Source organism: Vogesella oryzae (genome assembly GCF_902829295.1).
In the GTDB taxonomy this organism is placed as follows: Bacteria; Pseudomonadota; Gammaproteobacteria; order Burkholderiales; family Chromobacteriaceae; genus Vogesella; species Vogesella oryzae.
The window spans coordinates 58,713-83,921 of sequence record NZ_CADEPL010000001.1 but is presented as its reverse complement, the minus strand read 5'-3'; the positions used below and the strand labels follow the sequence as shown (position 1 = coordinate 83,921).

Sequence of the window (25,209 nt, the reverse complement as noted above, 5' to 3'; positions counted from 1 at the left end):
CCTGCCGTCTGGCACAAGGGCGTGTTTTGTCGGCTGCTCTGCTGTACAACCGCAGAGGTAACCATGTCCGTGCAAGCCCCGTCTTATATCCAGCATCAACGACTGATCAACTGGGTGGCCGAAGTTGCCGCCCTCACCAAACCGGCTGCCATTCACTGGGTGGACGGTTCCGACGCTGAAAACCAGCAGTTGCTGGCACAGATGGTCGCCGCCGGTACGCTCAAGCAGCTGAATCCGGAAAAACGCCCCAATTCCTATGCCGCCTTCTCCGACCCGTCCGACGTGGCGCGGGTGGAAGACCGTACCTTCGTGTGCAGCGAGAAGCGCGAGGATGCCGGCCCGAACAACAACTGGCAGCCACCGGCCGAGATGCGCACCACGTTGAACGGCCTGTTCGACGGCTGCATGGCCGGCCGCACCATGTACGTGATTCCGTTCAGCATGGGCCCGCTGGGCAGCCCGATCGCCCACATCGGCATCGAGATCACCGACTCGCCGTACGTGGTGGCGTCGATGCGCATCATGACCCGCATGGGCCGCAATGTGTACGAAGTGCTGGGTACTGACGGCGACTTCGTGCCCTGCGTGCATTCCGTGGGCGCACCGTTGGCCGCCGGCGAAGCCGACAAGCCGTGGCCGTGCAATCCGGACACCAAGTACATCGTGCATTTCCCGGAAAGCCGCGAGATCTGGTCCTATGGTTCCGGCTACGGCGGCAACGCGTTGCTGGGCAAGAAGTGCTTTGCACTGCGCATCGCTTCCACCATGGGTCGCGACCAGGGCTGGCTGGCCGAGCACATGCTGATCCTCGGCGTGGAAAACCCCAAGGGCGAGAAGTCCTATGTGGCAGCCGCCTTCCCCAGCGCCTGCGGCAAGACCAACTTCGCGATGCTGATTCCGCCCAAGACCTACGACGGCTGGAAAGTTACCACCGTGGGCGACGACATCGCCTGGATCAAGCCGGCTGCAGACGGCAAGCTGTATGCCATCAATCCGGAAAACGGCTACTTCGGCGTGGCGCCGGGTACCTCGGAGAAATCCAACCCCAACGCCATGGCGATGCTGCGCGAGAACGTGATTTTCACCAACGTGGCGCTGACCGATGACGGCGACGTGTGGTGGGAAGGCATGAGCAAGCAGGCGCCAGCACACCTGATCGACTGGCAGGGCAATGACTGGACGCCGGACTGCGGCCGCAAGGCAGCGCACCCGAATGCGCGCTTCACCGTGTCCGCCAAGCAGTGCCCGTCGCTGGATGCCGCCTGGAACGATCCGGCCGGCGTGCCGATCTCGGCCTTCATCTTCGGCGGCCGCCGCTCCAGCACCGTACCGCTGGTGTTCGAAGCCGCCAGCTGGGAAGAAGGCGTGTACCTGGCCGCCACCATGGGCTCGGAAACCACCGCCGCCGCCTTTGGCGCGCAGGGCGTGACCCGCCGCGATCCGTTCGCCATGCTGCCGTTCTGCGGTTATCACATGGGCGATTACTTCAACCACTGGCTGCAGATGGCCGGCAAGGTCGAGCATCTGCCGCGCATCTTCTGCGTCAACTGGTTCCGCACCGACCAGGACGGCAACTTCCTGTGGCCGGGCTTCGGCGACAATATGCGCGTGCTGGAGTGGATGGTTGGCCGCGTGCAGGGCCAGGCCGAAGCGCAGCGCAATGCGCTGGGCTGGGTACCGGAGTACGCGCACCTGAACTGGGCAGGGCTGGACGAATTCAGCGCCGAGCACTTCGCGCAGCTGATGGCGCTGGATGCGCAGGCCTGGCAGCAGGAGCTGGCCGCGCACGACGACTGGTTCACCAAGCTGGCCGACCGCCTGCCGCCACAGCTGGCCGCGCACCGCAGCAAGCTGGCGGAGTCGCTGGCCGGTTAAGCCTGCGCAGCAACAGCAAGGCCGCCCATGGGCGGCCTTTTTTATTGTGTCACGGCAGCGGCCAACGTTGGCCGCAAGGCTGTGGATAAGTTTATCCACAGCAGACGACGGAAATAAGTGCTTAACACTATTTTGTGACCATTCATCGCGTCACAAAACGCTAAGCAATTGATTGATATGGTTTTTATTTTGACGGGCTGACCCGCCGCGCCAGCGCGATGGCCTTCAGGCTGGCGGCGACATCGCCCTGCACCCCGGCGCGGGCATACCAGCGGATCGCTTGTTCCAGATCCTGGCTAATACCGTCGCCGTGCTCGTACATGCTGGCAATCAGGTATTGCGCGCCGGCATCGCCCTGCTCGGCGGCCTGCTGGTACCAGTACGCGGCCATGCGCATATCCTGTTTCACGCCGCGGCCCAGATAGTACTGGGTGCCCAGGTCCAGCTGTGCCACGCGGTAACCCTGCAGCGCCGCACGCATGAACCAGTGCGTGGCCTTGGGTTGCGAGCGTGGCACGCCGTCGCCGTTCTCGTACAACAGTCCCAGCGCGTATTGTGCGTGCGGCAGCTGGCGCTCGGCGGCAAAACGCAGCCAGCGGATGGCCTTGTCGTGATTGACCGGCACCGATTCGCCGCGCCAGTGCATGATGGCGAGGTTGAAGGCCGCGACGCGGTTGCCGTCGGCGGCGGCACGCTGGAAGCGGTCGCGCGCCTGTTGCCAGCGACCGGCCTGATAATCCTGCCAGCCTTCGATATCGGGCAGCGGGGTGGCAGCCCGGGCCAGGCCGCACAGCAGTAGTAACAGCCAAGGCAGTCGCATGATCGCTCCTTTCCCGCTGACAGGGGCCAGCCTTGTCGCTGGCAGTGCGGCCAACCTTGGTCGCTACCCTTGAGGGCTTGGACTGCTGTTGCGGGAAAAAGTCACGACCGGTGTGTTACTCGGCCGCGATTTCGGCGGCAGAAGCAGCCTTCCTCAGTTTTTCCAGCGTGCGCTGGAAGCCCTGTACCCGTTCGTGTTCCAGCGGCAGCCAGCTCATGATTTCGTGTACCTGCTTGATGCTTTCCGCATCGCCTTGCTGCAGCAGCAGGGCACAGGCGTTCATGCCCAGACGCTCGTTGAGCGTCTTGCAGGCGGTTTCGTACAGCAAGCGCGCGGCAGCGGCCTTGTTCTTGTCCTTGGTCAGCGCCACGGCCTCGTCGTTGGTAACCTGCAGCTCGGCATAGGCGTCACGGATGGTCTGCGCCAGCGCCTCGCGCTTGCGTGTCAGCGCGGTGAGCTGCTCGACGTCCTGGTGGGTACGTACGAAGCGCATCGCCAGCTGGTATATCCATTCCGGCCCGCAGTAGCCTTCCAGCTCCGGCGGCAGGCGTGCGACTGCTTCCAGAAAGCGCACGCCGCTGCGCCAGGCCAGCCGGCCGGCGCCCAGCAGTGCGGCGGCCTGGCGCAGCGACTCCTGCGCCTCGGCATAAGCCTGGCGGCCCAGCAGGCTGACGGCGCGGCAGACGTGCGGCAGGAAGGCATCCTCGCCGTTCTTGAACATATTAGACAGCTGGTTGGCGACCTGGTCCATCTTGTCGGTGTTGCCGGCCTCGCTGTGCGCCTGCAGCAGGTCGATCAGCACATCCGGGCCGAAGGCGCTGTTGTTGCGGCCAACCTGTACCGCCTTTTCCAGGAAGTGTGCCGCCTTGGCCGGGTCGCCGGAGTTCAGCGCGCTTTCACCGGCCAGGCACAAGCGGCGGAAGTTGCGTGGCGACAGCGATACCGCCTTTTCCAGCACCGCCAGCGATTCGGCAAACTGGCCGCAGCGTGCCAGGTTGTGGGCCAGCGTGTCGTAGGCGTCGGTGTAGTGCGGTGCTTCCTCGATGATTTCCTTCAGCAGCGCCGAGCTTTCCTCCGGCTTGTCCTGCGCGTGCAGTATGCGCGCCATGCCCATCTTGGCCCACGGAATGACGCGCAGCTGCATGATCTCGCCGTAGCGCTTGGCGGCGGCATCGTACTGCTCCAGCGCCAGGTGGGTCTCGGCCAGCAGCCGCAGCACGTCCAGCTTTTTCACCATGGTGTCGGCGGAAGGCAGCAACTCCTGCAGGATGTCGATGGCCTCTTTCTCGCGGCCGCTCATCAGCGCCTCGTGTGCGGCGCGCAGGAAGTATTTGCGGGTAAACGCCAGGTGCATGCGGTCCAGCAGCATCTGGCTGGAGAACGGCTTGAGGATGTAGTCGTCGGGGGCGACTTCGGCGGCGGCCACCACCCGCTCGTAGCTGCGCTCGCCGGTGATCATGATCCATACCGAGGTCAGCGGAAAGGAGCCGGAGGTACGTAGCTGCTCCAGGATCTCCTGGCCGTTCATGCCTTCACCCAGGTGGTAGTCGCACAGCACCACGTCGAACTGGCGGTTTTTCAGCCGGCTGAGGGCGTCCGCGGCGTTGGCACAGACTTCGGAGCGGGTAATGTCGACATTACCCAGCATGGCGCGCAGCGACTGCCGGATGGTCAATGAGTCATCGACGATCAGGACAGTGGTTTTTTCGTTCAACTCACTCACGAGCGCTCGTTCCCAATGAATCTATGTTGTGGTAGCAGGGATATCGGCAGGTATCCGCTTTTTTAAACTATAAGCTAATGTTGGTAGGTAATTGATTAAGTCATCTGCAAGTTATGACTTTAAGATATTCTGCACAGGCCAATTGTAGTCAATTTGACAAAATCGGCGTGCACCCAGTGTGGTACGTCATACCCGGAGCCAGAGCATGCACTACGAAACCGTGGAACCCAACCATTTCCTCACCCTGCGCAAAACCCCGTTTCCGCACGTGCTGATCGAGCAGAAGCTGCTGGCGATGGCCGGTGGTGGCCAGCAGGGCATGGATTTCCGCCGCAAGGCGCTGACGGCGGCAGGTTGGCCGCATGATGGCCTGACGCCGTTTGCCAAATATCCGGACAAGGCGGCGGCGGCATTCAACCGCATCGCGCGGGCGCTGGCGGGTGATCCGGATTGCGAGCAGCTGCTGGCCGCGCTGGCCGCCGGCGACGCATGAATGCAAAAGCCCGCCATGGCGGACCATTGGCGGGCTTGCCGGTCGCGGTCGCTTAAACGGCGGCGGCCTTGAGGATCACGTACAGCTCGTCCTTGAGCTTCAGCTTTTCTTTCTTCAGGTTCTCGATGTCGGTCGCCGAGGCGGATTCGATGCCGGCTTCCATGTTCTTGATCTGCTGATCCAGATCGTTGTGGCGCTCGAACAGGCGGGAAAAGTGCGCATCTTCGGTTTTAAGCTTGCTGATCAGATCGCGGAATTCCGGAAACATGCTGACTCCTAGGGTGGGGTTGGTTACGCATTGCTATCGGCTTCATGCTAAGTCTGCTGCTGCGGCCGTACTTTGATCCAGGACACAAAACGGCTGGCCGGCGAGACTAGGCTGTGGCTTCCAGTGAATCCAGCAGCCGGTGCAGGCCAGCGGTCAGCGCGCGGATCGCGCTGTCCATATCCCAGTCGTCGTGACCGGGGCGGACCACATTGGAAATGGCGCGCAGTTGCAGGAACGGCACGTTCTCTTCGCGGCAGACATGGAAGAAGGCGGCGCCTTCCATGTTTTCGATATCCACGCCGCGACTGTCGATAAATGGCGCCAGCGCCGCATTCAGCGATGCGCTGCGCGCCAGCGGGAAGGGTCCTTCCGCCGGCAGGTGGTGGCAGGGCAACGTGTGGCGGCGCACGAAATCCATGTCCAGTGGCAGGTGTGCCAGGTGGGTGAAGCCATCCGGCGTGAAGAAGCCCAGATCGGCCTCCACTTCGGAGGCCACCAGCACCACATCGCCGATATTCAGGTCGGCGTGCGGATACATGCCGGCGATGCCGGCCAGAATCAGCAGCGACGGGCGGTGTTGCTGGATGGTCTTGAGGGTGCTGTAGGCGGTGGCGGTCAGGCCGACACCGCTGACCAGGGTGGTAACCCCGGCGCGCTGGAACAGGGCTGCCTCGCTGGCGGTAGGAAACAGGATGCAGATACTCATGGCGGAACCTTGAACGTAGCGGGGCGATAACCCGATTGTAGCTGCCGGCAGCCGCTTTGCCGTGCCGGCGGCGCAGCGGTCAGGCCACGGTGTCGATCAGGCTGCCGATGGCTTTCAGTCCGGCGGCACCAGCCAGCCCGGCAGTGCCCAGGGTGGCGAGGTCGGCGGTTTCCGCCGCGGCGCGGGTCACGCCGACGCCGACGCTGGCGACGCCGCCCAGCGCTTCGGTACTGCCGCTGACAACCTTGCTTACGCCACTGCCGACATGACGCAAGCCGCTACCGATGGTATTTCCCGCTGCAATCAGGCCATTGATGCTCATGATTTGCCCTTTCCCGTGATGTTGCTGGCGTGTGGCGGCATGTGTCCGCCTTGTTGTTGCATGTAGCCTAGTGTGTCGAATGGCGGAAAAACATTGTCGAATTGTTTAAAACCGGCAACAAAGCGGAAACAAAACCGCCCGCGTGGCAGCGCCGGCGGGCGGTCAAAGAGTGCTGTGCGAGCGTGTGGGAGGGGCGTCAGGCGCGTGGCGGCTGGCAGGGTGGCGCCAGGCTTTCGCGATGCAATAGTTGGCCGAAAGCGTCTGCCGGTAACGCTTGGGAAAACAGAAAGCCCTGGCCGAAGTCGCAGCCTGCCTGGCACAGCCAGTCGCGGTGGGCGGGCTGCTCGATTCCTTCGGCCACGACCCGCAGGCCCAGCCGGTGGGCCATGGCGATGATGGCCTCGCACAAGGCGCGGTCGTTGTCGTCTGCCTCCAGCTGATGCACGAAGGACTTGTCGATCTTCAGGTAGTCGATGGCGAATTTCTTCAGGTAGGACAGCGAGGAATAGCCGGTGCCGAAGTCGTCCAGCGACACGCGGATGCCGCACTCGCGCAGCGCCTGCAGCTGGGTGCGGACCTGGTCGCGGTTGTCCAGCAGCAGCCGCTCGGTGATTTCCAGGATCACGCTGTCGCCGGGCAGGCCGTGTTCGGCCAGCATGGCTGGCCACTGCAGCAGATTGGAGTTGTCGGCAAAGAACTGTACCGGCGACACATTGACGCTGATGCGCAGCTGCGGCTGCAGCTGGCGCCATGCGTGCAGCTGGCGGCAGGCCTCGGCAAATACCCAGCTGCCCAGCTCCATGATCAGGCCGGAATCCTCCGCCAGCGGGATGAATTCGGCCGGGCTGACCCAGCCGCGCTGCGGATGCTGCCAGCGCAACAGCACCTCGGCGCCGCTGATGCGGCCGCTGCCCAGCGCCAGTATCGGCTGGTAGTGCAGCTGGAACTGTCCGCTGGCCAGTGCCTGGCGCAGATCCTTGCCCAGTCGCACCCGGATCTGGGCGGCCTGCTGCATCGCCGGGGTAAAGAAGCAACTGCGGTTGCGGCCCTGCTCCTTGGCCGCATACATCGCCTGGTCGGCATTTTTCAGCAGGGTTTCCAGATCGCTGCTGTCGTCCGGGCAGATGGTGATGCCGATGCTGGCCGACAGGTAGGCGATATCGTCGCCCAGGTGATAGGGCGCGCTCAGCGTCTGCAGTATGCGCTCCACCAGTTCGTCCGCCTGCTGCGGGTTATCCAGCGTGCTGATGATGACCGTGAATTCGTCGCCGCCCAGCCGCGCCACGGTGTCGATGTGGCGCACGCTGGCCTGCAGCCGCTGTGCGGCCAACTGCAGCAACTCGTCGCCGGCGCGATGTCCCAGGGTGTCGTTCACTTCCTTGAAGTGGTCCAGGTCCAGCAGCAGCAGCGCCAGCTGCAGGCCATCGCGCTGGCAGCGGGCAATTTCCTGCTCCAGCCGGCTTTGCAGCATGTGACGATTGGGGAGTCCGGTGAGTTTGTCGAAGTTGGCCTGCTGCCAGATCAGCAGCGAATCCTTCTTTTTCTGGGTGACGTCGCGGCAGGACATCAGCACATGGTTAATGCCGCCCAATTCCACGGCGGTAAGCTGCAGGTCGGCATCGAACTGGCTGCCGTCCAGCCGGCGGCAGCGCCATTCCGATTGCAGCAGGTGCTGGTGCTGCTGCAGGTAGAGCTGTTCCATCGTGCTGGATTCGATGCTGTCCGACGGGTGTCTTAGCAGCAGGTTGTACGGCGACAAGCCGACCAGATCTTTGATCTCGCAACCGAACAGCCGCGCGGCGGCGGGGTTGGCATCGACGATATGTTGGCCGCACACCACCAGCACGCCATCGGCCGAGGCGGCAAACAGCGCACGGTAACGCTGTTCGCTTTCCTGGCGCGCGCTTTCCGCCCGCATCTGCGCGCCCAGGTCGATGTCCAGGCAGAACAGCATCAGCTGGTCGCCGGTATTCCCCACGGTATGGCTGGAATGCACGTCCACCAGGTGGCCGTCCTTGTGCTGCAGCTGCAGGTGGGCGGCCGGCGCGCCCTGCTGCCGGGAGAACATCCAGGCCACCTCCTGCCGCACCGCCTCGCGCGCCGGCGGCGGGATGATCAGCTGGTACAGCGAGCGGCCGATGGCTTCCTCCGGGCGATAGCCGTACAGCAAGGTGGAGGCACGGTTCCAGTACAGCACGGTGCCGTCCGGGGAGTAGCCCTGGATCGCCAGCGCGTCGACATTCTCGAAGATGGCGCGAAAGCGCGCCTCGCTGGCGCGCAGCGCCTGCTCCGCCTGCTTGCGGGTGGTGATGTCGCTGATACTGCCCACCATGCGGGTAGGATGGCCGTGCTCGTCGCGCTCCACCACGATGCCGCGATCCTGTACCCAGACGATGCTGCCGTCACGGTGATAGATGCGGTATTCGCTGTGGTAGGGCGCGACGCCGTGCAGGCAGTTTTCGATCAGCTCGGTGATGCTCTGGCGGTCGTCCTCGTGTACCCGTGCCACGAAATCGGCCAGCGGATGCTGCTCCTGATCCTCGGCCACGCCGGTGATCTCGCTCCAGCGAGCGTTGTGGCGCAGCATGCCGCTGCGCGTGTCCCAGTCCCACATCCCCTCGCCGGTGGCCTCCATTACATAGCGCAGCGTGCGCTCCTGCGCCGCCAGCCGCTCGGTAACCTGCTGCAGGCGGGTGATGTCGCGGGCGATGCCCAGCACGCCCACCAGCGCGCTGCCGGCGTACAGCGGCGTCTTGATGGTATGCAGCAGCGCGCGGCGGCCATCGTGGGCGAAGGTCACCCATTCCTCGTTGCTGAGCGTGGCTTTCTGGTGGATCACCAGCAGATCGCGGGCGCGGAAGAAATCCGCCTGCTCGGCATCGACAAAGTCGCTATCACGGCGGCCGATGATGGCGCTGGCCGCGGCACCGTACAGCTGCTCGAAGGCAAGATTGCAATACAGGTAGACACCGTCCGGGTCTTTCAGCCATACCGGGTCGGGCAGGTGCTGCAGCAAGGAATGCAGCCAGCGGGCATCCGCGTAGGGTGACGGTGTGGAATCGGGCATGGCAATACTCTGGAATAGCCGGATGACCGGAGGCGATTCCAGCATAGGAAGCCTGACCGATATTTGCCACGCTGCCGGCATGGGTATGGTCGGCGCCAGAACAGCGTTTTCTGCATTTACCCCTTGTGCGCGGCCAACGCCGGCGGCATTGTGCTGGTCTTGCTCCGGTATTCCCGTCATGACTCTCAGCCGCCATCAGTTCAAGCTCGTCGCCGCCTTCCTGTCCCTGTACCTGATCTGGGGCTCGACCTATTTCGCCATCCGCATCGGGGTGGAGTCCTGGCCACCGTTCCTGATGGCCGGCGTGCGCTTCGTGCTCGCCGGGCTGTTGATGTACGGCTACCTACGCTGGCGCGGCGCGGCCAACCCGACGCTGGCGGAGCTGAAAGGCGCCACCATTCTCGGCGTGCTGATGCCGGCCATCGGCAACGGCTTTGTGACGCTGGCGCAAAAAGAGGTGTCGTCCGGCGTGGCGGCGCTGGTGGTGGCTACCGTGCCGCTGTTTGCCATCCTGTTTGCGCGCCTGTTCGGTCACAAGCCGCGACGCATGGATCTGGCCGGCGTGCTGCTGGGCATCACCGGCATCGTGGTGCTGAACATGGGCAGCAATCTGCAGGCATCGCCCGCCGGCGCCGCCGCGCTGCTGTTCGCTTCCGCCGGCTGGGCGCTGGGTTCGGCGTGGAGCAAGCATCTCACCCAGCCCAAGGGGCTGATGTCCAGCGCCATGATGATGCTGACCGGCGGCATCGCACTGCTGCTGGGCAGCCTCGCCAGCGGCGAACAGCTGGCCGCCATGCCGCCGCTGGCCGGCTGGCTGGCGATGCTGTATCTGGCCATCTTCGGCTCGCTGATCGCCTACACCGCCTATATGTTCCTGCTGCAGCACGTCAGTCCCGCCGCGGCCACCAGTTATGCCTACGTCAATCCGGTGATCGCGGTGTTGCTCGGGGTGTGGCTGCTGGACGAACACATCGGCACGGCAGAAATCCTGTCGATGACCATCATCCTGGCCGGCGTGCTGCTGATCGGGCTGAAGAAGTCGCGCTAGCCACGCCAGCCGCCCGTCAAAAACCGCCCTTCCGGGCGGTTTTTTGTTTTCCGGCCGGCGGCCAGCCTTGGTCGTGCGCGGCCAGTTTTTCGCAATTACCAGTGCTGGCAAACTGATTGGTATCGATACCAGGCAAGAAGCAAATTAACCATGCACCAGCATGGCACTTTGCTACGGTGAAAAGTGTTGGTAGTGCGCACACTACAGACATGAAAACCGTTGAGTACAAGACGGAATGGGAGAACGATGGTCGCACCGCTAGCGTGCAGCAGGCACGCAGGAATCACCCGCATAAAGGAGAGAGACATGGCACTGAAACTGGCCATCAACGGGTACGGCCGCATCGGCCGCATGGTATTGCGCGCCTGGCAGGAACGTTTTGCCGACAAGGGTATTGAAATCGTTGCCATTAATGATCTTGGCAAGCCGGAACTGCACCAGCATCTGACCAAGTACGACTCCATTCACGGCCCGTTCCCGGGTAGCGTGGAACTGCAAGATGACAAGCTGGTGGTCAACGGCAAGGTTATCCAGTTGCTGTCGGTACGCAACCCGGCAGAACTGCCGTGGGGCGAGATGGGCGTGGACATCGTGCTGGAATGTACCGGCATTTTCACCAAGCGCGACAAGGCCGGCTTGCACCTGCAAGCCGGTGCCAAGAAGGTGCTGATCTCTGCGCCGGCCGACGATGCCGACGCCACCATCGTGTTTGGCGTGAACCACGACACCCTGCGCGGCGACATGACCATCGTGTCCAACGCCAGCTGCACCACCAACTGCCTGTCGCCGTTGGTGAAGCCGCTGAACGACGCCATCGGTGTGGCCCACGGCCTGATGACCACCGTGCACTCGTATACCAATGACCAGGTGCTGCTGGATACCGAACACAGCGACCTGCGCCGCGCCCGTTCCGCCGCGCTGTCGATGATCCCGACCAAGACCGGTGCCGCCGCTGCCGTCGGCCTGGTGCTGCCGGAACTGAAAGGCAAGCTGGACGGTTTCGCCGTGCGCGTGCCGACCGCCAACGTCTCGCTGGTGGATCTGACCTTTACCGCCAACCGCGACACCACCGTGGCCGAGGTGAACGAGATTGTGACCGCCGCCGCCAATGGCGCGCTGAAGGGCGTGCTGGCGGTGAACACCCTGCCGCTGGTGTCCATCGACTTCATGCATAACCCGGCGTCCAGCGTGTTCGACGCCACGCTGACCCGCGTGATCGAAGGCCGCCAGGTGAAAGTGCTGTCGTGGTACGACAACGAATGGGGCTTCTCCAACCGCATGCTGGATACCGCCCAGGCCTGGGCTGCCGCCAAGTAAGTTTTGGCCGCTGCCGGCCCGTTGCGGCCGGCAGCCTGCTTTCATGCCGGTAGCCGTGTGGAGACGGTTGCCTCGCTCTTTGGTTTTCTGTTGCTTCTTTGTGCATTGACCCGCTCGCCTGCCCCGCAAGGGCGGGCATTTTTTTTGCCGCCGGCCTGGTGTGGCATGTGGTTCATGCGGCGTGCTGTCAGTGGCGGTGATGAACGCTGCAGACAGCTTGGCCGCATGGCGTTGCGGCCAACCTTGGCGCTGCCGATGCCGGCCACAATGCGGGCCGTCATCGTGTAGCCGGCAGGCAACCCGCCGGCGGCGATGTCGGGTAGCTTGTAGTCGGCCTGCTACTTAGTCGTCATCGCGCAGCGCCGGCATGCGTGGCGGCACCGGCTGGTCGATCACCATCGAGGTCTTGGTGTCGCCGTACTGCATCAGGCGCGCGATCACCGCTTGCAGCGTGCTCATGCTGTCTACCGCCACGCGGATCATCAGCCCGCTGCTGCCGGCAATGGAGTCGCAGGCGATGATCTCCGGCATGCCTTTCAGGATTTCCACCACGCCGTAGTATTCCAGGTTCTTGACCGTCAGCTCGATCATGCACTGGATCGGGTAACCCAGCTTCTCCGGGTGGATGATTGCGCGATAACCGCCAATCACGCCGCTTCGTTCCAGTTTTTCTACCCGATCCGCCACTGCCGGCGCGGAAAGGTTCACCCGGCGGGCAAGTTCCGCAAAGCTCAGACGGCCGTTTTCATGCAGTGCAGCAAGGATTTTGCGGTCGAACTTGTCCATGTTTTCGATTCCAAAGCTTGGATGCCAAAAATAGATTGTATACAAAGTGAAGGGGCCTAAAAACCTTCGATTCACTATTAACCTGAGCGATTATCCTCCGTAAAATTCGCCCCGTGTTGAAGCAGCAGGGTCCGCGCCCGGTTGCTTTGACTTCTGGATCTGTTGTGAGGGTGCCCGCGTCCCCGGGCATCTTTGAACTGTTCTGGTGATCTCTTTGTCCCTGGTCTTTATGGTTGCTGGCGCCTGGCGCCGGTAGCTGACCTCTTCAGGCCTGTCCCCTACCGGACAGGCCGTTTTTTTTTCCCGGATTTGCCCGCCTGGCCGCACGGCAGCATGACGCAGCGCAGCGTCATAAGGTGAAGTGTCATATTTCTGTAACGGCTGCTTTCTATCCTTGCCATAATTGCTACCGGGAGGATTTACGCGCATGCCAGCCAATATTCTGCTTGTCGAAGACGAGCCGGCGATTCAGGAACTGATTGCTTTCAACCTGGTTCAGGCCGGGCACCACGTATTGCGCGCCAGCACCGCGGAAGTGGCGCTGACGCTGGTCAAGAACGCACTGCCGGATCTGGTGCTGCTGGACTGGATGCTGCCGGGGGCCTCCGGCGTGGAAATCGCCCGCAAGCTGCGTGCCGACGAGCGCACGCGCCAGATTCCCATCATCATGCTCACCGCCCGCTCCGACGAGCAGGACAAGGTGCAGGGGCTGGATGCCGGCGCCGATGACTACATCACCAAGCCGTTTTCGCCGCGCGAGCTGCTGGCACGCATCAAGGCGGTGCTGCGCCGCCGCGCGCCGCAGATGACCGACGACGCGGTGGAGGTAAAAGGCCTGCGCCTGGACCCGGTCACCCACCGCGTGCAGGGCAACGGCGACACCATCGACCTCGGCCCCACCGAGTTCCGCCTGCTGCATTTCTTCATGACCCACGCCGAGCGCGTGCATTCGCGTACCCAGCTGCTGGACCAGGTGTGGGGCGACCACGTGTTCGTGGAAGAGCGCACCGTGGACGTGCACATTCGCCGCCTGCGCAGCGCGCTGGAAGGCACCGGTCACGATGCACTGATCCAGACCGTGCGTGGCACCGGTTACCGTTTCTCGGCACAGGGGTAAGTTTTGGCCGAATTTCTCGTTGTACGGCTGGTGGCGCTGGTCGTCATCGCCGTGGTGTCGCTGATCTGCGGACTGCTGTGGGGCGAACTGGTCGGTCTGGCCTTGCTGCTGGGCCTGCTGGTGACCTGGCTGGGCTTTCATCTGTATCACCTGGCGCAGTTGCTGCGCTGGCTGGAACGCCCGGCGCCGCGCCGCGTGCCGGATGGCTTCGGACCGTGGAATACCGTGTTCATGGCGCTGTACCGCCAGGCACGGCGGCAGAAGCAGAGCAAGCGCCGGCTGGCCATCGTGCTGGACCGTTTCATCAACGCCAGCGAGGCGATGCCGGATGGCGTGGTGGTGCTGGACGAATACGACCGCATCGAATGGATCAACCCGATGGCGGTGGCGCATCTGGGGCTGGATCGCCGCAAGGATGTAGGCAGCCAGATCCTGAACCTGGTGCGCGAGCCGGAATTCCACGAATACATGGCCGAGCAGCGCTACAGCCAGCCGCTGATCCTGCGGAGCGCCGGCAGCGGCCCGGAGCTGGTGTTGTCGATCCAGCTGGTGCCGTTCGACATCAAGCGCAAGCTGCTGCTGACGCGCGACATCACCCAGCTGGAGCGGGTGCAGACCGTGCACCGCGACTTCGTCGCCAACGTGTCGCACGAGCTGCGTACCCCGCTGACGGTGGTGGGCGGTTTCCTGGAAACCTTGTCCGATATTGAAAACGTGGATGCGGCGACGCTGCAGCATTTCCTGCCGATGATGCTGGAACAGTCGCGGCGCATGCAGAGCCTGGTGGAAGACCTGCTGACGCTGTCGCGTATCGAGAACAGCCCGCCGGCCGCCGCGCATGACACGGTGGACATGGGCGCGATGCTGGATACGCTGCTGGTGGAGGCCGAAGGCCTGTCGCAGGGGCGGCACCGTATCGAGCTGCTGCGCGACAGCATGCACAATCTGCTGGGTAACCAGCAGGAGCTGCACTCCGCGTTCGGCAACCTGGTGTCCAACGCGGTGCGCTACACGCCGGAAGGCGGCAGCATCACCCTGCGCTGGCGCGAGCTGGACGACGGCCGGGTGGCGTTCGCGGTGGCCGATACCGGTATCGGCATTCCGCCGGAACACCTGCCGCGGCTGACCGAGCGCTTCTACCGTGTCGATCGCGGCCGCTCGCGCAGCAACGGCGGCACCGGCCTCGGCCTCGCCATCGTCAAGCATGTGCTGATGCGCCATCATGGCAAGCTGGAAGTGCGCAGCGAGCCGGACAAGGGCAGCGAATTCAGCGTGGTGTTCAGCCCGGAACAGGTGGTCTGAACCGCCAGCTGGAACCCGACAAGGTTGGCCGCGGCCAACCTTTTTTTATGCGAAAGGAAGACCATGCTGCATCACATCGTGCTGTTCCGTTTTCACGACCGGGTCGACGCCGCCGCCATTGCCGCGGTCGAAGCCGATTTTGCCGCCCTGGTGCCGGCTACCGGCATGGTCCGCGATTTCCGCCACGGCCCGGATTGCAGTCCGGAAGGGCTGGCTCAGGGCTACAGCCACGGCTGGCTGCTGCAGTTTGCCGATGCCGCGGCACGCGATGCCTATCTGCTGCATCCGGCGCACCAGCAGTTCGTCGCCCGGGTGCAGCCGCTGCTGGCCGCGGCGCTGGTGTTCGATTTTGCCGACGGGGCGCCGGCCGTGTAGTGGCTTTGCTTCAGCGTGGCATCGGGTTAGGATGCCTTGTCCGACAAGACTTTCCGGCGTCATGCACGCCCTGTTTCCAGCCTTTGCCCGAGTAGCACACATGAATCGACTGCAAGCCATCCGCCCGTTCGGCCAGCGCATCTGGCTGGACAACCTGTCCCGTGAACTGCTGGCCTCCGGCGAGCTCGCCCGCCTGCTGGCTGATGACGGCATCGCCGGCGTGACTTCCAATCCGGCCATCTTCCACAAGGCGATCAGCACCGACCCGCGCTACCGCGACGAGTTGGCGGCACTGAAAACCGATCCGGCGCTGAGCGCCGAGCAGCGCTACGAAACGCTGGTGATCGCCGACATCCAGGCTGCCTGTGACCTGAACCTGGCGCAGTACCACGCGACCAATGGCGACGATGGCTATGTGTCGCTGGAAGTGTCGCCGGCACTGTCGCGTGACGAGGCCGGCACCCTGGCCGCCGGCCGCCGGCTGTGGGCCGCCATCGACCGCCCGAACGCGATGATCAAGGTACCGGCCACCGCCGAAGGCATCGCCGCCTTCCGCCAGCTGACCGCCGAAGGCATCAACGTCAACATCACCCTGCTGTTCTCGCTCAAACAGGTGGAAGCGGTGTGGGATGCCTACATCGCCGGCCTCGCCGCGCGCCATGCCGCCGGTCTGCCGCTGGGGCACATCAAGGCGGTGGCCAGCTTCTTCCTGTCGCGCGTTGACAGCCTGCTGGACCCGACGCTGCCGGCCGAACTGCAGGGCAAGGTGGCGGTGGCGCTGTCGCGCGTGGCCTACCAGCGCTACCTGGCACGCTTCCACGGTGCGGAGTTCGCCGCGCTGAAAGCCGCCGGCGCGCGGCCGCAGTTCCTGCTGTGGGCGTCCACCGGCACCAAGAACAAGGCCTACTCCGACGTGCTGTACGTGGAAAGCCTGATCGGCGAGGAAACCGTCAACACCGTGCCGGATGCCACGCTGGCGCTGTTCCGCGACCACGGCCATGCCGCCGCCACGCTGACGCAGGAGCCTGAACTGGCCGCCGCAACGTTGGCCGCAGCGCAGGCCGCCGGGGTCGATTTCGACGCCATCGGCGAGCAGTTGCAGCAGGACGGGCTGGTGCTGTTCGAAAAGGCGTTTGCCGAGCTGCTTCAGCTCACCGCCTGAACGTCGCGGCAGACAATCAAAGGCTCCCCGCGGGGAGCCTTTTTGCTGGCGCCGGGCCCGCGCCTAGTGCGGGTCCGGCGGACAGCGGCTGGCCGGGAGGCGGCTGTCGCACAGCTGCACGCTGCGCAGGTATTGCAGCCACGGCAGCAGCTGCGCCTTGCCCGGCGCGAACTTGAAGGCTTTCTGGATCACGTAGAAGCTGTCGTGGCCCTGGATGCTCTTGAACCAGGTGTGCTCCGGTCTGCCGGTGGCCGGATTGCTGGGGCAGGCCAGATACCACAGCGCGTACGGGTAGCCGTTTTCCTTGCCGTCGGCCACCACGTCGTAATCGCTGCCGGGGCAGGAGAAGCGCCACTGCCGCACCACCACGTCGCGGAACGCCTGTGGCGTGGTGACTTTCAGGCCACGGAAGATCTGGGTGGTGATCATCTCGTCCCAGTGCCGGGCCGACTGGCCATCCGGCACCATGCTGCTCATCTGCAGCTGGTCCTGCTGCAGCTGGTAGTCGAGACGGTAACCGGGCGGCAGGGTCTGCTGCAGGATTTCGCCGGGCAGCGGCCCTGCCCGGGCCGCAAGGCTGGCCAGCAGTAAGGCCAGTGGCGCAAGGCGTAACATGGCGGCGTACCGGTGGGATGGCTACGCTTTTCAGCATGGCAAAGCCGCGGCATGCCGGCAAATTGCAAATGTAAAACGGGCCGGGCTATGTTGCCTGACCCGCTTATCTAGCGGCTAGCGCCAGCCGCCGGGGCCGCCGCCACCGTGCCCGCCACCACCGCCGCCGCCGTGGGGGCCGCCACCATCCCACGGGCCACACCAACCGGGGGCGCAGCAGCCTCCCAGCGCTAACAGCAAGGCTGCGGCGACAGCGCAGCCAAACAGCTTTTTCATGCTTCTTTCCCGATATGGCAGTCATTCCGGCGGGCATGGTAGCAAAAGCCCGCCGTGAATCCGGCGGGCTTCATATCCGTTAACAGCAATGCCGTTTCTGATACAGAGTGGCTACATGGCGGTGGCGTGCTGCCGCGTTCAGCGCGGCTTCTGCCCGCGCCGTATCGCCATGCGCTGCCCGGCGGCGTGCAGTTCGTCGCCGCTGATCAAGGCCTCGGCGGTAGGGAACAGCCAGGCTTCCTCGCGCGCGGCATGCTCGCGGTACAGGCGGGTGAATTCGTGAATCTCGCCGGCGTCGAGCGCCGCCAGCGTGCCGGCGGCATAGGCGTTGAGGTCGTCGCGGATGGCGTTCCAGCGCGCGTGCAGGTAGCCGTGCTCGCCCAGCAGCTGTTCGATCTTGGGCGCGGCATCCGGCTGCCGCGCCAGAATCAGCGGGAACAGCTCGTCTTCCTCATCCTGGTGGTGCGCCGGGCCGGCGACCTCGAAATAGCCCACGATGCCGGCGATGGTGTTGCCGACCGCCGCGGTATTGCCGTTGGCCGTGATGTAAGCCGGCAGCGCATCCAGTTGCTGGCAGAACAGCCGCACCTTGTCGTGGCAGGCGTTGAGCATCTCCAGCGGGGCATCGAACGACGGGGCGGCAGCGGACAGCGAATCGAGCTTGAGCATGACAGTCTCCGGCAGAAAGGTTGGCCGCAGTATCGCGCCGCCGGCGGCCGCTGCCTATGATGCTGCTCAATTTTCAGGCAGACACGCCTCTGCCGCCTGCCGGCCGCTTGCGGTAAAGTGCGCGTTTTCCCGCATGACGGAATGCCGTAATGACCGTTCCTTTTAAGGTGTGCCCGCTGCCGCGCGATGCGGCCAACCTTGCCGCCGCGCTGGCGCTGCACGATGCCGCCCATGCGCTGGAAGTGGCGTGGCTGGATGGCTATCCGCTGCCGCGGCTGTGGCCGGACGCGGCCGCCATCGCCGGCGACACGCGCACGGTGCTGGCCGCCTACGACGAGGCCGGCACGCTGTGCGGCTTGCTGGTGGCCGCGCGCAGCGAGGACGGCACGGTGGACATCGTGCGCACGCTGGTGGCGCCGGCGCGGCTGGGCGAAGGCTGGGCCGGCCGCTTGCTGACCGCACTGCTGGCCGGCGAACGCGCGGCGACGGTGATGAGCGCCAGCGGCAACTATGCCGCGCTGCGCTGTTACCGCAAGGCCGGATTCCGCCGTGAGTGCGAGCTGGCCGCGCCGGACGGCCTGCTGCTGACGCGACTGCGCTGGCAGCGCGATGACAGCCCGCTGCAACTGACGCTGGATGACTCCGGCTGGGTGAACGAGGCGGAGTGGCTGCCGTCGCCCAATTGCGACGAGTACGCGCCGCCGGCGGCGACGCCGCTGCTGGTGGTACACAACATCAGCCTGCCGCCGTACCAGTACGGTGGCGACGGCGTGCAGCAGCTGTTCAGCAACACGCTGGACCCGGACGAGCACCCGTACTACGCCGGCATTGCCGGGCTGCGGGTGTCCAGCCATTTCTTTATCCGCCGCGATGGCCGCCTGCTGCAGTTCGTGCCGACCACCCGCCGCGCCTGGCATGCCGGCGTGTCGCAGTGGCGCGGTCGCGAGCGCTGCAACGATTTCGCGCTGGGGGTGGAGCTGGAAGGCTGCGATTTCGAGCCGTTTACGCATGCGCAGTACCGCACGCTGACGGCGCTGGCGCAGTTGCTGCAGCACGACTGCGGGGTGCAGGCGATTACCGGCCACGAGCACATCGCCCCGGGACGCAAGACCGACCCCGGGCCGTACTTCGACTGGGCGCGGCTGTCGGCGGCGCTGGGGCGCACGCTGCCGGAGAATTGACGCCGCGGGCAGTGACCGGTGCGGAAACGACAAGGGCAAGCCGCATGGCTTGCCCTTGTGTGTTGTGGCGGCCAACGTTGGTCGCCAGTGCCGACGGCTACAGCTCGACCTGGGCGCCCATTTCCACCACGCGGTTGGATGGAATCTGGAAGAAGTCGGTGGCGCGCAAGGCGTTGCGGCTCATCCACACGAACAGCTTCTCGCGCCACGGTGCCAGCCCTTCGCGGTCGGTCTGGATCAGCGTTTCACGCGACAGGAAGAACGAAGTGTCCATCAGCTCGAAGCTCAGCTGCTGCTGTTCGCACAGGTCGAGAATCTCCTGCACGTTCGGCGTTTCCTTGAAGCCGTAGGCGGCCAGCACGCGCCAGAAGCTGTTGGACAGCCGCTCGATCTGGATGCGTTGCGCCTGCTCGACGTACGGTACTTCCTCGCTGCGGATGGTCATCAGCACCACGCGCTCGTGCAGCACCTTGTTGTGCTTGAGGTTGTGCAGCAGTGCATGCGGCACGCCGTTGGTGGTGCTGGTGAGGAACACCGCGGTGCCCTGTACCCGATCCGGCGAGTAGGTTTCCATGTTCTCGATGAAGCCTTCCAGCGGAATGGCCATCTCGTTCAGGCGCTGCATCAGCAGTTTGCGGCCCTGTTTCCAGGTGCTCATCATGATGAAGGCCGCCACGCCGATGGTCAGCGGCAACCAGCCGCCGGCCAGGATTTTCACCACGTTGGCCGCAAACAGCGGTACGTCGATGATCAGCAGTGCCACCAGCAGCGGGGCCACCAGCATGGCTGGCCAGTGCCAGCCGCGCAGCGCTACCGAGCACACCAGGATGGAGGTGATCACCATGGTGCCGGTCACCGCGATGCCATAGGCGCCGGCCAGCGCGCTGGAGCTCTGGAACATCACCACCACCGCGATGACCGCGACCAGCAGGCCCCAGTTGATCAGCGGGATGTAGATCTGGCCGATCTCGTGGTCGGAGGTGTGGGTGATCTCCATGCGCGGCAGGAAACCCAGCTGCACCGCCTGGCGGGTGAGCGAGAAGACGCCGGAAATCACCGCCTGCGAGGCGATCACGGTGGCGAAGGTGGACAGCACCACCAGCGGCAGCAGCGCCCAGTCCGGCGCCAGGTGGAAGAACGGGTTGGCGCGCGCTTCGACGTTGGAAAGGATTTCCGCGCCCTGGCCAAAGTAGTTCAGCAGTAGTGCCGGCAGCACGAACAGGAACCAGGCCAGGCGGATCGGCCTGGCGCCGAAGTGGCCCATGTCGGCGTACAGCGCCTCGGCGCCGGTCAGCGCCAGCACCACCGAGCCCAGCGCCAGGAAACCGACGGCACGGTGTTCCAGCATGAAGTCGATGCCCCACAGCGGGTTGAGCGCGGCCAGTACCGCCGGGTTATGCACCACGCCGTGCAGGCCCAGTGCCGCCAGCGAGGCGAACCACAGCATCATCACCGGCCCGAACAGCTTGCCGACGCTGGCGGTGCCATGTTTCTGGATCAGGAACAGTCCGGCCAGCACCGCGATGGCGATCGGCAGTACATAGGGTTTGAATGCCGGGGTGATCACTTCCAGGCCTTCCACTGCCGACAGTACCGAGATGGCCGGGGTAATCACCACCTCGCCATAGAAGAAGCCGCCGCCCATCAGCCCCAGCAGGCCCAGCAGCCAGGCCTTGGGGCCGATGACATAGCGGCGCGCCAGTGCCATCAGCGTCAGGATGCCGCCTTCGCCGCGGTTGTCGGCGCGCAGCACCAGGCTGAGGTATTTGAGGGAGACCACCAGGATCAATCCCCAGACGATCAGCGACAGGATGCCCAGTACGTTGGCCTCGTTGACGGCGAGACCGAGGTGGGGGCTGAAACATTCTTTAAGGGTGTAGAGCGGGCTGGTGCCGATGTCGCCATAAACCACGCCCATGGCCGCCAGGGTGATTCCGGCCAGTGCTTGCTTGTTGTGTGCCTGCATGATGTTTGTATTTTTGGTGTCGGGAGTCGGTCGGCAAGCCGATGTTGCATTGCAAAACGACCACAGGTGAGCGCGCAGGGTACTCCTGTACCGGGGAAACAGCCACGCTGCCCTTCCGCATCAGGGTGTTTTATGCAATTGGAGTAGATGGTTTGCCACAGATGACGGCACGCCTGTCGGCGTGGCGGTTGTCTTGCAGTTTTTGTGATCTTTTTTGATATTTTTCAATAAAACATTGTTCATTGTTTAGCTGTTTTGAGTATGCTGTCGGCCTGTCTGCTTACAGGGGGTCGTTGGTGGCGCTGCGCGTTTTCATTTGCTTGCTGTTACTGCTGTCTGGCCACAGCATGGCTGCGCTGCTGCTTACCCAGCAGCAGCTACCTTACGCCATGCAGAGCGCGGATGGTCAACAGCAAGGCATCGCGCTGCAGGCGGTGCGTTGCGCCATGTTGCGTAGCGGACAACAGGCCAGTATCCGCTTCATTTCCTGGTCGCGTGCGCAGCGGCTGGTGGAAACCGGCGCCGCCGACGGCTATTTCCCGGCCTCGCGCAATGCGCAGCGCGACAGCCTGGCGCAGTGGTTCGGGCCGGCCGCGCCGCAACAGTGGCGCTGGTATCTGCGGATTGACAGCCCGTTTAACCCGCACGCCGCCGACTTTGTGCAGCGGGCCCGTGTCGGTGCCTATGCCGGCTCCAATATGCATCAGTGGTTGCAAGATCATGGTTACCAGATCAGTGTCAGTCCGCCCGGCCACGACCAGATGCTGGATGTGCTGCTGGCCGGTCGTGCCGATGCGGTGCTGGCGGCCAACCTGGCAATGGACGAGCTGATTGCCGCGCGCGGCGTGCAGCAGCAGGTGCGCTCGGTGCTGGCGCAGGACAAGCCGCTGGGCTTGTATCTGTCGCTCAGATTCCTGCAGCAGCAGGGGCCGGATTTCGCCAGCCGCCTGCAACAGGCGATGCACGACTGCTATCAAGCGCCTTCTTGATCCGGGGGCTTGCCGGCTCGGCGCACGACCGGCAAGGTGGCGACGCCGGGATACGCCGGATCATCAGGACACGCTTGTCATGGATTTCACCCGTCAACAACTCGATAGCCAGCAGCTGTACCGGCTGCTGACCTCGCTGGTCCTGCCGCGGCCGATTGCCTGGATCAGTACCGTCGGGCCGGACGGTGCGGCCAACCTTGCGCCGTATTCCTTTTTTACCGTCGCCAGCCTGGCGCCGCCGGTGCTGCTGGTGAGTCAGGTCAATCCGCGTAACGGCCACGACAAGGATACGCTGCGCAACCTGCGCGCCACGGGCGAGTGCGTGGTGAATATCGTCAGCCACGGTCTGGCCGCTGCGATGAATGCCAGCTGCGCAGCTCTGCCCTACGGCGAGAGCGAGTTTGCCGCGGCCGGCATCGCCCCCTGCGCCAGCCGGCTGGTGGCCGCTCCGGGGGTGGCGCTCGCGCCGGCGCGCATCGAATGCCGCTTGCGCGAGATACAGCAGATCGGCAGCGGGCCGCTGGGCGGCACCTTGATGCTGCTGGATGTGCTGGGCATTAGCGTCGATGATGCGGTGCTGCGCGATGGTATGGTGGACAGCCAGCTGCTCGATGCCATTGGCAAGCTGGGCGGCGATGGTTACAGCGCCACCCGCGAGCGTTTCGACATGCCGCGACCCGGCTGACAGCACGGTATGGGTGCCATGCTTTCGCGCAGGCATGGCAAACCGCTACAATCGCGGCTGTTTCGCAGAAATTTCAAGGACCAGCCATGCGCGCCTCGCAGTTTTTCATTTCCACCCTGAAGGAAGCCCCCGCCGATGCCGACATCGTCAGCCAGAAGCTGATGCTGCGTGCCGGCTTCATCCGCAAAGTTGCCGCCGGTGTCTATAACTGGATGCCGATGGGCCTGCGCTCGCTGCGCAAGGTGGAAAACATCGTGCGCGAGGAAATGAACCGCGCCGGCGCCATCGAGCTGGTGATGCCGATGGTGCAGCCGGCCGGGTTGTGGCAGGAAACCGGCCGCTTCGACGGCATGGGCGCCGAGCTGCTGCGCTTCAAGGATCGCCACGAGCGCGATTTCGTGATCCAGCCGACGTCCGAAGAAGTGATCACCGACATCGCCCGCAACGAGCTGCGCAGCTACCGCGCGCTGCCGAAGAACTTCTACCAGATCCAGACCAAGTTCCGCGACGAGCGCCGTCCGCGCTTCGGCGTGATGCGCGGCCGCGAGTTCACCATGAAGGATGCCTACTCCTTCGACCGCAGTGCCGAGGATGCCGGCAAGAGCTACGACAATATGTTCGCCGCCTACTGCCGCATTTTCGACCGCCTGGGCCTGACTTACCGCGCGGTGGCGGCCGATACCGGCGCCATCGGCGGTGACCGCTCGCACGAATTCCAGGTGATCGCCGAAACCGGCGAAGACGCCATCGTCTACTGCCCGACTTCCGACTATGCGGCCAACATCGAGTTGGCCGAAGCGGTGGCACCGGCCGGCGAGCGCCCGGCTGCCAGCCAGCCGCTGACCAAGGTGCACACCCCGGGGGTGAAGACCATTGCCGATCTGGTGACCTTCCTGAACATCGACATCAAGGACACCGTGAAGGCGTTGGTGGTGGAAGGCGAGGAAGAAGGTACCGCCGTGTTGATGCTGGTGCGTGGCGATCACGAGCTGAACGAGGTGAAGGCCGAGAAGATCGCCGGCATCAAGAAGCCGCTGACCATGGCCACGCCGGCACTGATCAACCGCGCCTTCGGCGCCAATCCGGGCTCGCTGGGTCCGGTGGGCTTCAACGGCCGCATCATCGCCGACCGTACCGTGGCCAAGATGGCCGACTTCGTGATCGGTGCCAACGAGGATGACCAGCACTACACCGGCGCCAACTTCGTGCGCGACTGCGTGGAGCCGGAAGTGGCCGATATCCGCAACGTGGTGGTGGGCGATGCCTCGCCGGACGGCAAGGGCGAGCTGGCGATCCAGCGCGGCATCGAGGTAGGTCACGTGTTCTATCTGGGTACCAAGTACTCCAAGGCGATGGATGCTACTTTCCTCGACGAAGACGGCAAGCCGAAACACTTCGAGATGGGCTGCTACGGTATCGGCGTGACCCGTATCCTCGGTGCCGCCATCGAGCAGAACTTCGACGACAAAGGCATGATCTGGCCGGATGCCATCGCACCGTTCAACGTGGTGATCTGCCCGGTGGGTTACGACCGTTCCGAGGCGGTAAAGGCTGCCGCCGACCAGCTGTACGGCGAGCTGCAGGCGAAGGGCGTGGACGTGATCATCGACGACCGTGGCGAGCGCCCAGGCGCGATGTTCGCCGACTGGGAGCTGATCGGTGCGCCGCATCGCGTCACCATCGGCGACCGCGGCCTGAAAGAAGGCAAGGTGGAATACCAGCACCGTCGCGACAGCGAAGCCACCGCCGTGGCGGCTGCCGACATCCTGTCCCATCTGCTGGCGAAACTGGACTAAAACTCAGTCATGAACGCCCCGCGCCTTTTCCTGCTGCTTGCCACGTTGGCCGCAACGCCAGCGTGGGCCGGTGCGCAGCGGGAAGAGGCGCTGGCGGCCAACGTCGCCTCGGCGATGTCGCGCAGCGTGTCCGACATCAATGCGCCGCGGCTGGTGTTCGACAACCCGCGCGAAGGGCCGTTGTGGCTGGCGGAGATGTCGCGCCGGTTGCAGTCGCGGCTGCCGGATCAGTGGATGCGTGAACGCTTGCTGACTGCTGTGCAGTACGAGGCCACCCGTGCCGGGCTGGACCCGCAGCTGGTACTGGGGCTGATCCAGGTGGAAAGCGGCTTCAACAAGTACGCGATCTCGCCGGTGGGCGCGCGCGGGCTGATGCAGGTGATGCCGTTCTGGGTGCGTAACATCGGTGCGGCCAACCATAACCTGTTCGATCTCACCACCAATCTGCGTTACGGCTGCACCATCCTGCGCCACTACCTCGATATGGAAAACGGCAACCTGTTCCGCGCGCTGGGCCGCTACAACGGCAGCCTGGGGCAGGCGGAGTATCCCAATCTGGTGGTGGGTGCCTGGCAGCGGCACTGGCAATGGTTGCCTGCCGGCAGCGACAAAGTCGCCGCCGTGCCGTAAGCGGCAAACAAAAAAGCCACCGTC

Annotated in this window: 23 protein-coding genes and 1 pseudogene; 14 read left to right on the top strand and 10 right to left on the bottom strand. The window is 64.3% G+C overall.

Annotated elements, in window-relative coordinates:
• The first annotated feature begins 63 nt into the window (after positions 1–63).
• A complete protein-coding gene (locus HU218_RS00425; RefSeq protein ID WP_174872945.1) occupies positions 64–1,875 on the top strand; it encodes a phosphoenolpyruvate carboxykinase (GTP) in 1,812 nt (603 codons plus the stop codon).
• A gap of 184 nt (positions 1,876–2,059) precedes the next feature.
• On the opposite strand, the gene HU218_RS00420 is transcribed toward HU218_RS00425, so the two are convergent.
• The gene (locus tag HU218_RS00420) at positions 2,060–2,695 is read right to left on the bottom strand and encodes a tetratricopeptide repeat protein (RefSeq protein ID WP_174872944.1); all 636 of its coding nucleotides are present in this window, start codon (positions 2,693–2,695) and stop codon (positions 2,060–2,062) included.
• A 115-nt stretch (positions 2,696–2,810) separates the two neighbouring features.
• Positions 2,811–4,418 carry a response regulator gene (locus HU218_RS00415; RefSeq protein ID WP_174872943.1) on the bottom strand — a complete coding sequence of 536 codons (1,608 nt, stop codon included), beginning with the start codon at positions 4,416–4,418 and terminating at the stop codon, positions 2,811–2,813.
• Positions 4,419–4,623: 205 nt separating this feature from the next.
• On the opposite strand from HU218_RS00415, the gene HU218_RS00410 reads away from it, so the two are divergent.
• Entirely contained in the window at positions 4,624–4,911 is a 288-nt protein-coding gene (locus HU218_RS00410; protein ID WP_174872942.1) for a hypothetical protein, read from the top strand.
• 52 nt (positions 4,912–4,963) lie between these two features.
• On the opposite strand, the gene HU218_RS00405 is transcribed toward HU218_RS00410, so the two are convergent.
• The 4 genes from HU218_RS00405 to HU218_RS00390 form a co-directional block, all read right to left on the bottom strand.
• A complete protein-coding gene (locus HU218_RS00405; protein WP_174872941.1) occupies positions 4,964–5,179 on the bottom strand; it encodes an HP1242/YdcH family protein in 216 nt (71 codons plus the stop codon).
• Positions 5,180–5,285: 106 nt separating this feature from the next.
• On the bottom strand, positions 5,286–5,885 hold the full coding sequence (locus HU218_RS00400; RefSeq protein WP_174872940.1) for a phosphorylase family protein: 600 nt from the start codon (positions 5,883–5,885) through the stop codon (positions 5,286–5,288).
• Between the two features lie 79 nt (positions 5,886–5,964).
• Complete coding sequence (locus HU218_RS00395) at positions 5,965–6,207, bottom strand: hypothetical protein (RefSeq protein ID WP_174872939.1); 243 nt, start codon at positions 6,205–6,207, stop codon at positions 5,965–5,967.
• Between the two features lie 196 nt (positions 6,208–6,403).
• Positions 6,404–9,274 (bottom strand): sensor domain-containing protein, encoded by a 2,871-nt coding sequence (locus tag HU218_RS00390; protein ID WP_174872938.1) that lies wholly within the window; start codon positions 9,272–9,274, stop codon positions 6,404–6,406.
• 178 nt (positions 9,275–9,452) lie between these two features.
• Between HU218_RS00390 and yedA the strand changes: the two genes are divergently transcribed.
• The gene (yedA, locus tag HU218_RS00385) at positions 9,453–10,322 is read left to right on the top strand and encodes a drug/metabolite exporter YedA (protein ID WP_174872937.1); all 870 of its coding nucleotides are present in this window, start codon (positions 9,453–9,455) and stop codon (positions 10,320–10,322) included.
• A 306-nt stretch (positions 10,323–10,628) separates the two neighbouring features.
• Positions 10,629–11,639 carry a type I glyceraldehyde-3-phosphate dehydrogenase gene (gap, locus tag HU218_RS00380; protein WP_174872936.1) on the top strand — a complete coding sequence of 337 codons (1,011 nt, stop codon included), beginning with the start codon at positions 10,629–10,631 and terminating at the stop codon, positions 11,637–11,639.
• A gap of 342 nt (positions 11,640–11,981) precedes the next feature.
• Here gap and HU218_RS00375 read toward each other — a convergent pair whose 3' ends face one another.
• Positions 11,982–12,425: an Lrp/AsnC family transcriptional regulator gene (locus HU218_RS00375; RefSeq protein ID WP_174872935.1), complete on the bottom strand. Its 444-nt coding sequence runs from the start codon at positions 12,423–12,425 to the stop codon at positions 11,982–11,984.
• Between the two features lie 427 nt (positions 12,426–12,852).
• Between HU218_RS00375 and phoB the strand changes: the two genes are divergently transcribed.
• From phoB to tal, 4 genes are all read left to right on the top strand, one after another.
• Positions 12,853–13,542, top strand: coding sequence for a phosphate regulon transcriptional regulator PhoB (gene phoB / locus HU218_RS00370; RefSeq protein WP_174872934.1), 690 nt, complete (start codon positions 12,853–12,855; stop codon positions 13,540–13,542).
• 3 nt (positions 13,543–13,545) lie between these two features.
• Complete coding sequence (phoR, locus tag HU218_RS00365; protein ID WP_174872933.1) at positions 13,546–14,844, top strand: phosphate regulon sensor histidine kinase PhoR; 1,299 nt, start codon at positions 13,546–13,548, stop codon at positions 14,842–14,844.
• 63 nt (positions 14,845–14,907) lie between these two features.
• Positions 14,908–15,219: a Dabb family protein gene (locus HU218_RS00360; RefSeq protein ID WP_174872932.1), complete on the top strand. Its 312-nt coding sequence runs from the start codon at positions 14,908–14,910 to the stop codon at positions 15,217–15,219.
• A 100-nt stretch (positions 15,220–15,319) separates the two neighbouring features.
• A complete protein-coding gene (gene tal, locus HU218_RS00355; protein WP_174872931.1) occupies positions 15,320–16,381 on the top strand; it encodes a transaldolase in 1,062 nt (353 codons plus the stop codon).
• A gap of 63 nt (positions 16,382–16,444) precedes the next feature.
• On the opposite strand, the gene HU218_RS00350 is transcribed toward tal, so the two are convergent.
• Together HU218_RS00350 and HU218_RS00345 are read right to left on the bottom strand one after the other, a co-directional pair.
• Entirely contained in the window at positions 16,445–16,996 is a 552-nt protein-coding gene (locus HU218_RS00350) for a hypothetical protein (protein ID WP_174872930.1), read from the bottom strand.
• A gap of 411 nt (positions 16,997–17,407) precedes the next feature.
• On the bottom strand, positions 17,408–17,938 hold the full coding sequence (locus tag HU218_RS00345) for a hemerythrin domain-containing protein (RefSeq protein WP_174872929.1): 531 nt from the start codon (positions 17,936–17,938) through the stop codon (positions 17,408–17,410).
• 149 nt (positions 17,939–18,087) lie between these two features.
• Here HU218_RS00345 and HU218_RS17150 point away from each other — a divergent pair.
• A pseudogene (locus HU218_RS17150) lies at positions 18,088–18,471 on the top strand (hypothetical protein); the annotation flags it as partial.
• 93 nt (positions 18,472–18,564) lie between these two features.
• Positions 18,565–19,119 carry a 1,6-anhydro-N-acetylmuramyl-L-alanine amidase AmpD gene (gene ampD / locus HU218_RS17145; protein ID WP_425509237.1) on the top strand — a complete coding sequence of 185 codons (555 nt, stop codon included), beginning with the start codon at positions 18,565–18,567 and terminating at the stop codon, positions 19,117–19,119.
• 97 nt (positions 19,120–19,216) lie between these two features.
• Here the strand turns inward: ampD and kup are convergent, their stop codons facing one another.
• Complete coding sequence (gene kup / locus HU218_RS00335; protein ID WP_174872927.1) at positions 19,217–21,085, bottom strand: low affinity potassium transporter Kup; 1,869 nt, start codon at positions 21,083–21,085, stop codon at positions 19,217–19,219.
• A 347-nt stretch (positions 21,086–21,432) separates the two neighbouring features.
• Here kup and HU218_RS00330 point away from each other — a divergent pair, with 347 nt between their 5' ends.
• The 4 genes from HU218_RS00330 (at position 21,433) to HU218_RS00315 (ending at position 25,185) form a co-directional block, all read left to right on the top strand.
• The gene (locus HU218_RS00330) at positions 21,433–22,074 is read left to right on the top strand and encodes a substrate-binding periplasmic protein (protein ID WP_174872926.1); all 642 of its coding nucleotides are present in this window, start codon (positions 21,433–21,435) and stop codon (positions 22,072–22,074) included.
• Positions 22,075–22,153: 79 nt separating this feature from the next.
• Entirely contained in the window at positions 22,154–22,759 is a 606-nt protein-coding gene (locus tag HU218_RS00325) for a flavin reductase family protein (protein WP_174872925.1), read from the top strand.
• Between the two features lie 86 nt (positions 22,760–22,845).
• The gene (locus tag HU218_RS00320; protein WP_174872924.1) at positions 22,846–24,555 is read left to right on the top strand and encodes a proline--tRNA ligase; all 1,710 of its coding nucleotides are present in this window, start codon (positions 22,846–22,848) and stop codon (positions 24,553–24,555) included.
• Between the two features lie 9 nt (positions 24,556–24,564).
• Positions 24,565–25,185 (top strand): lytic transglycosylase domain-containing protein, encoded by a 621-nt coding sequence (locus HU218_RS00315; RefSeq protein ID WP_174872923.1) that lies wholly within the window; start codon positions 24,565–24,567, stop codon positions 25,183–25,185.
• Positions 25,186–25,209: the final 24 nt, after the last annotated feature.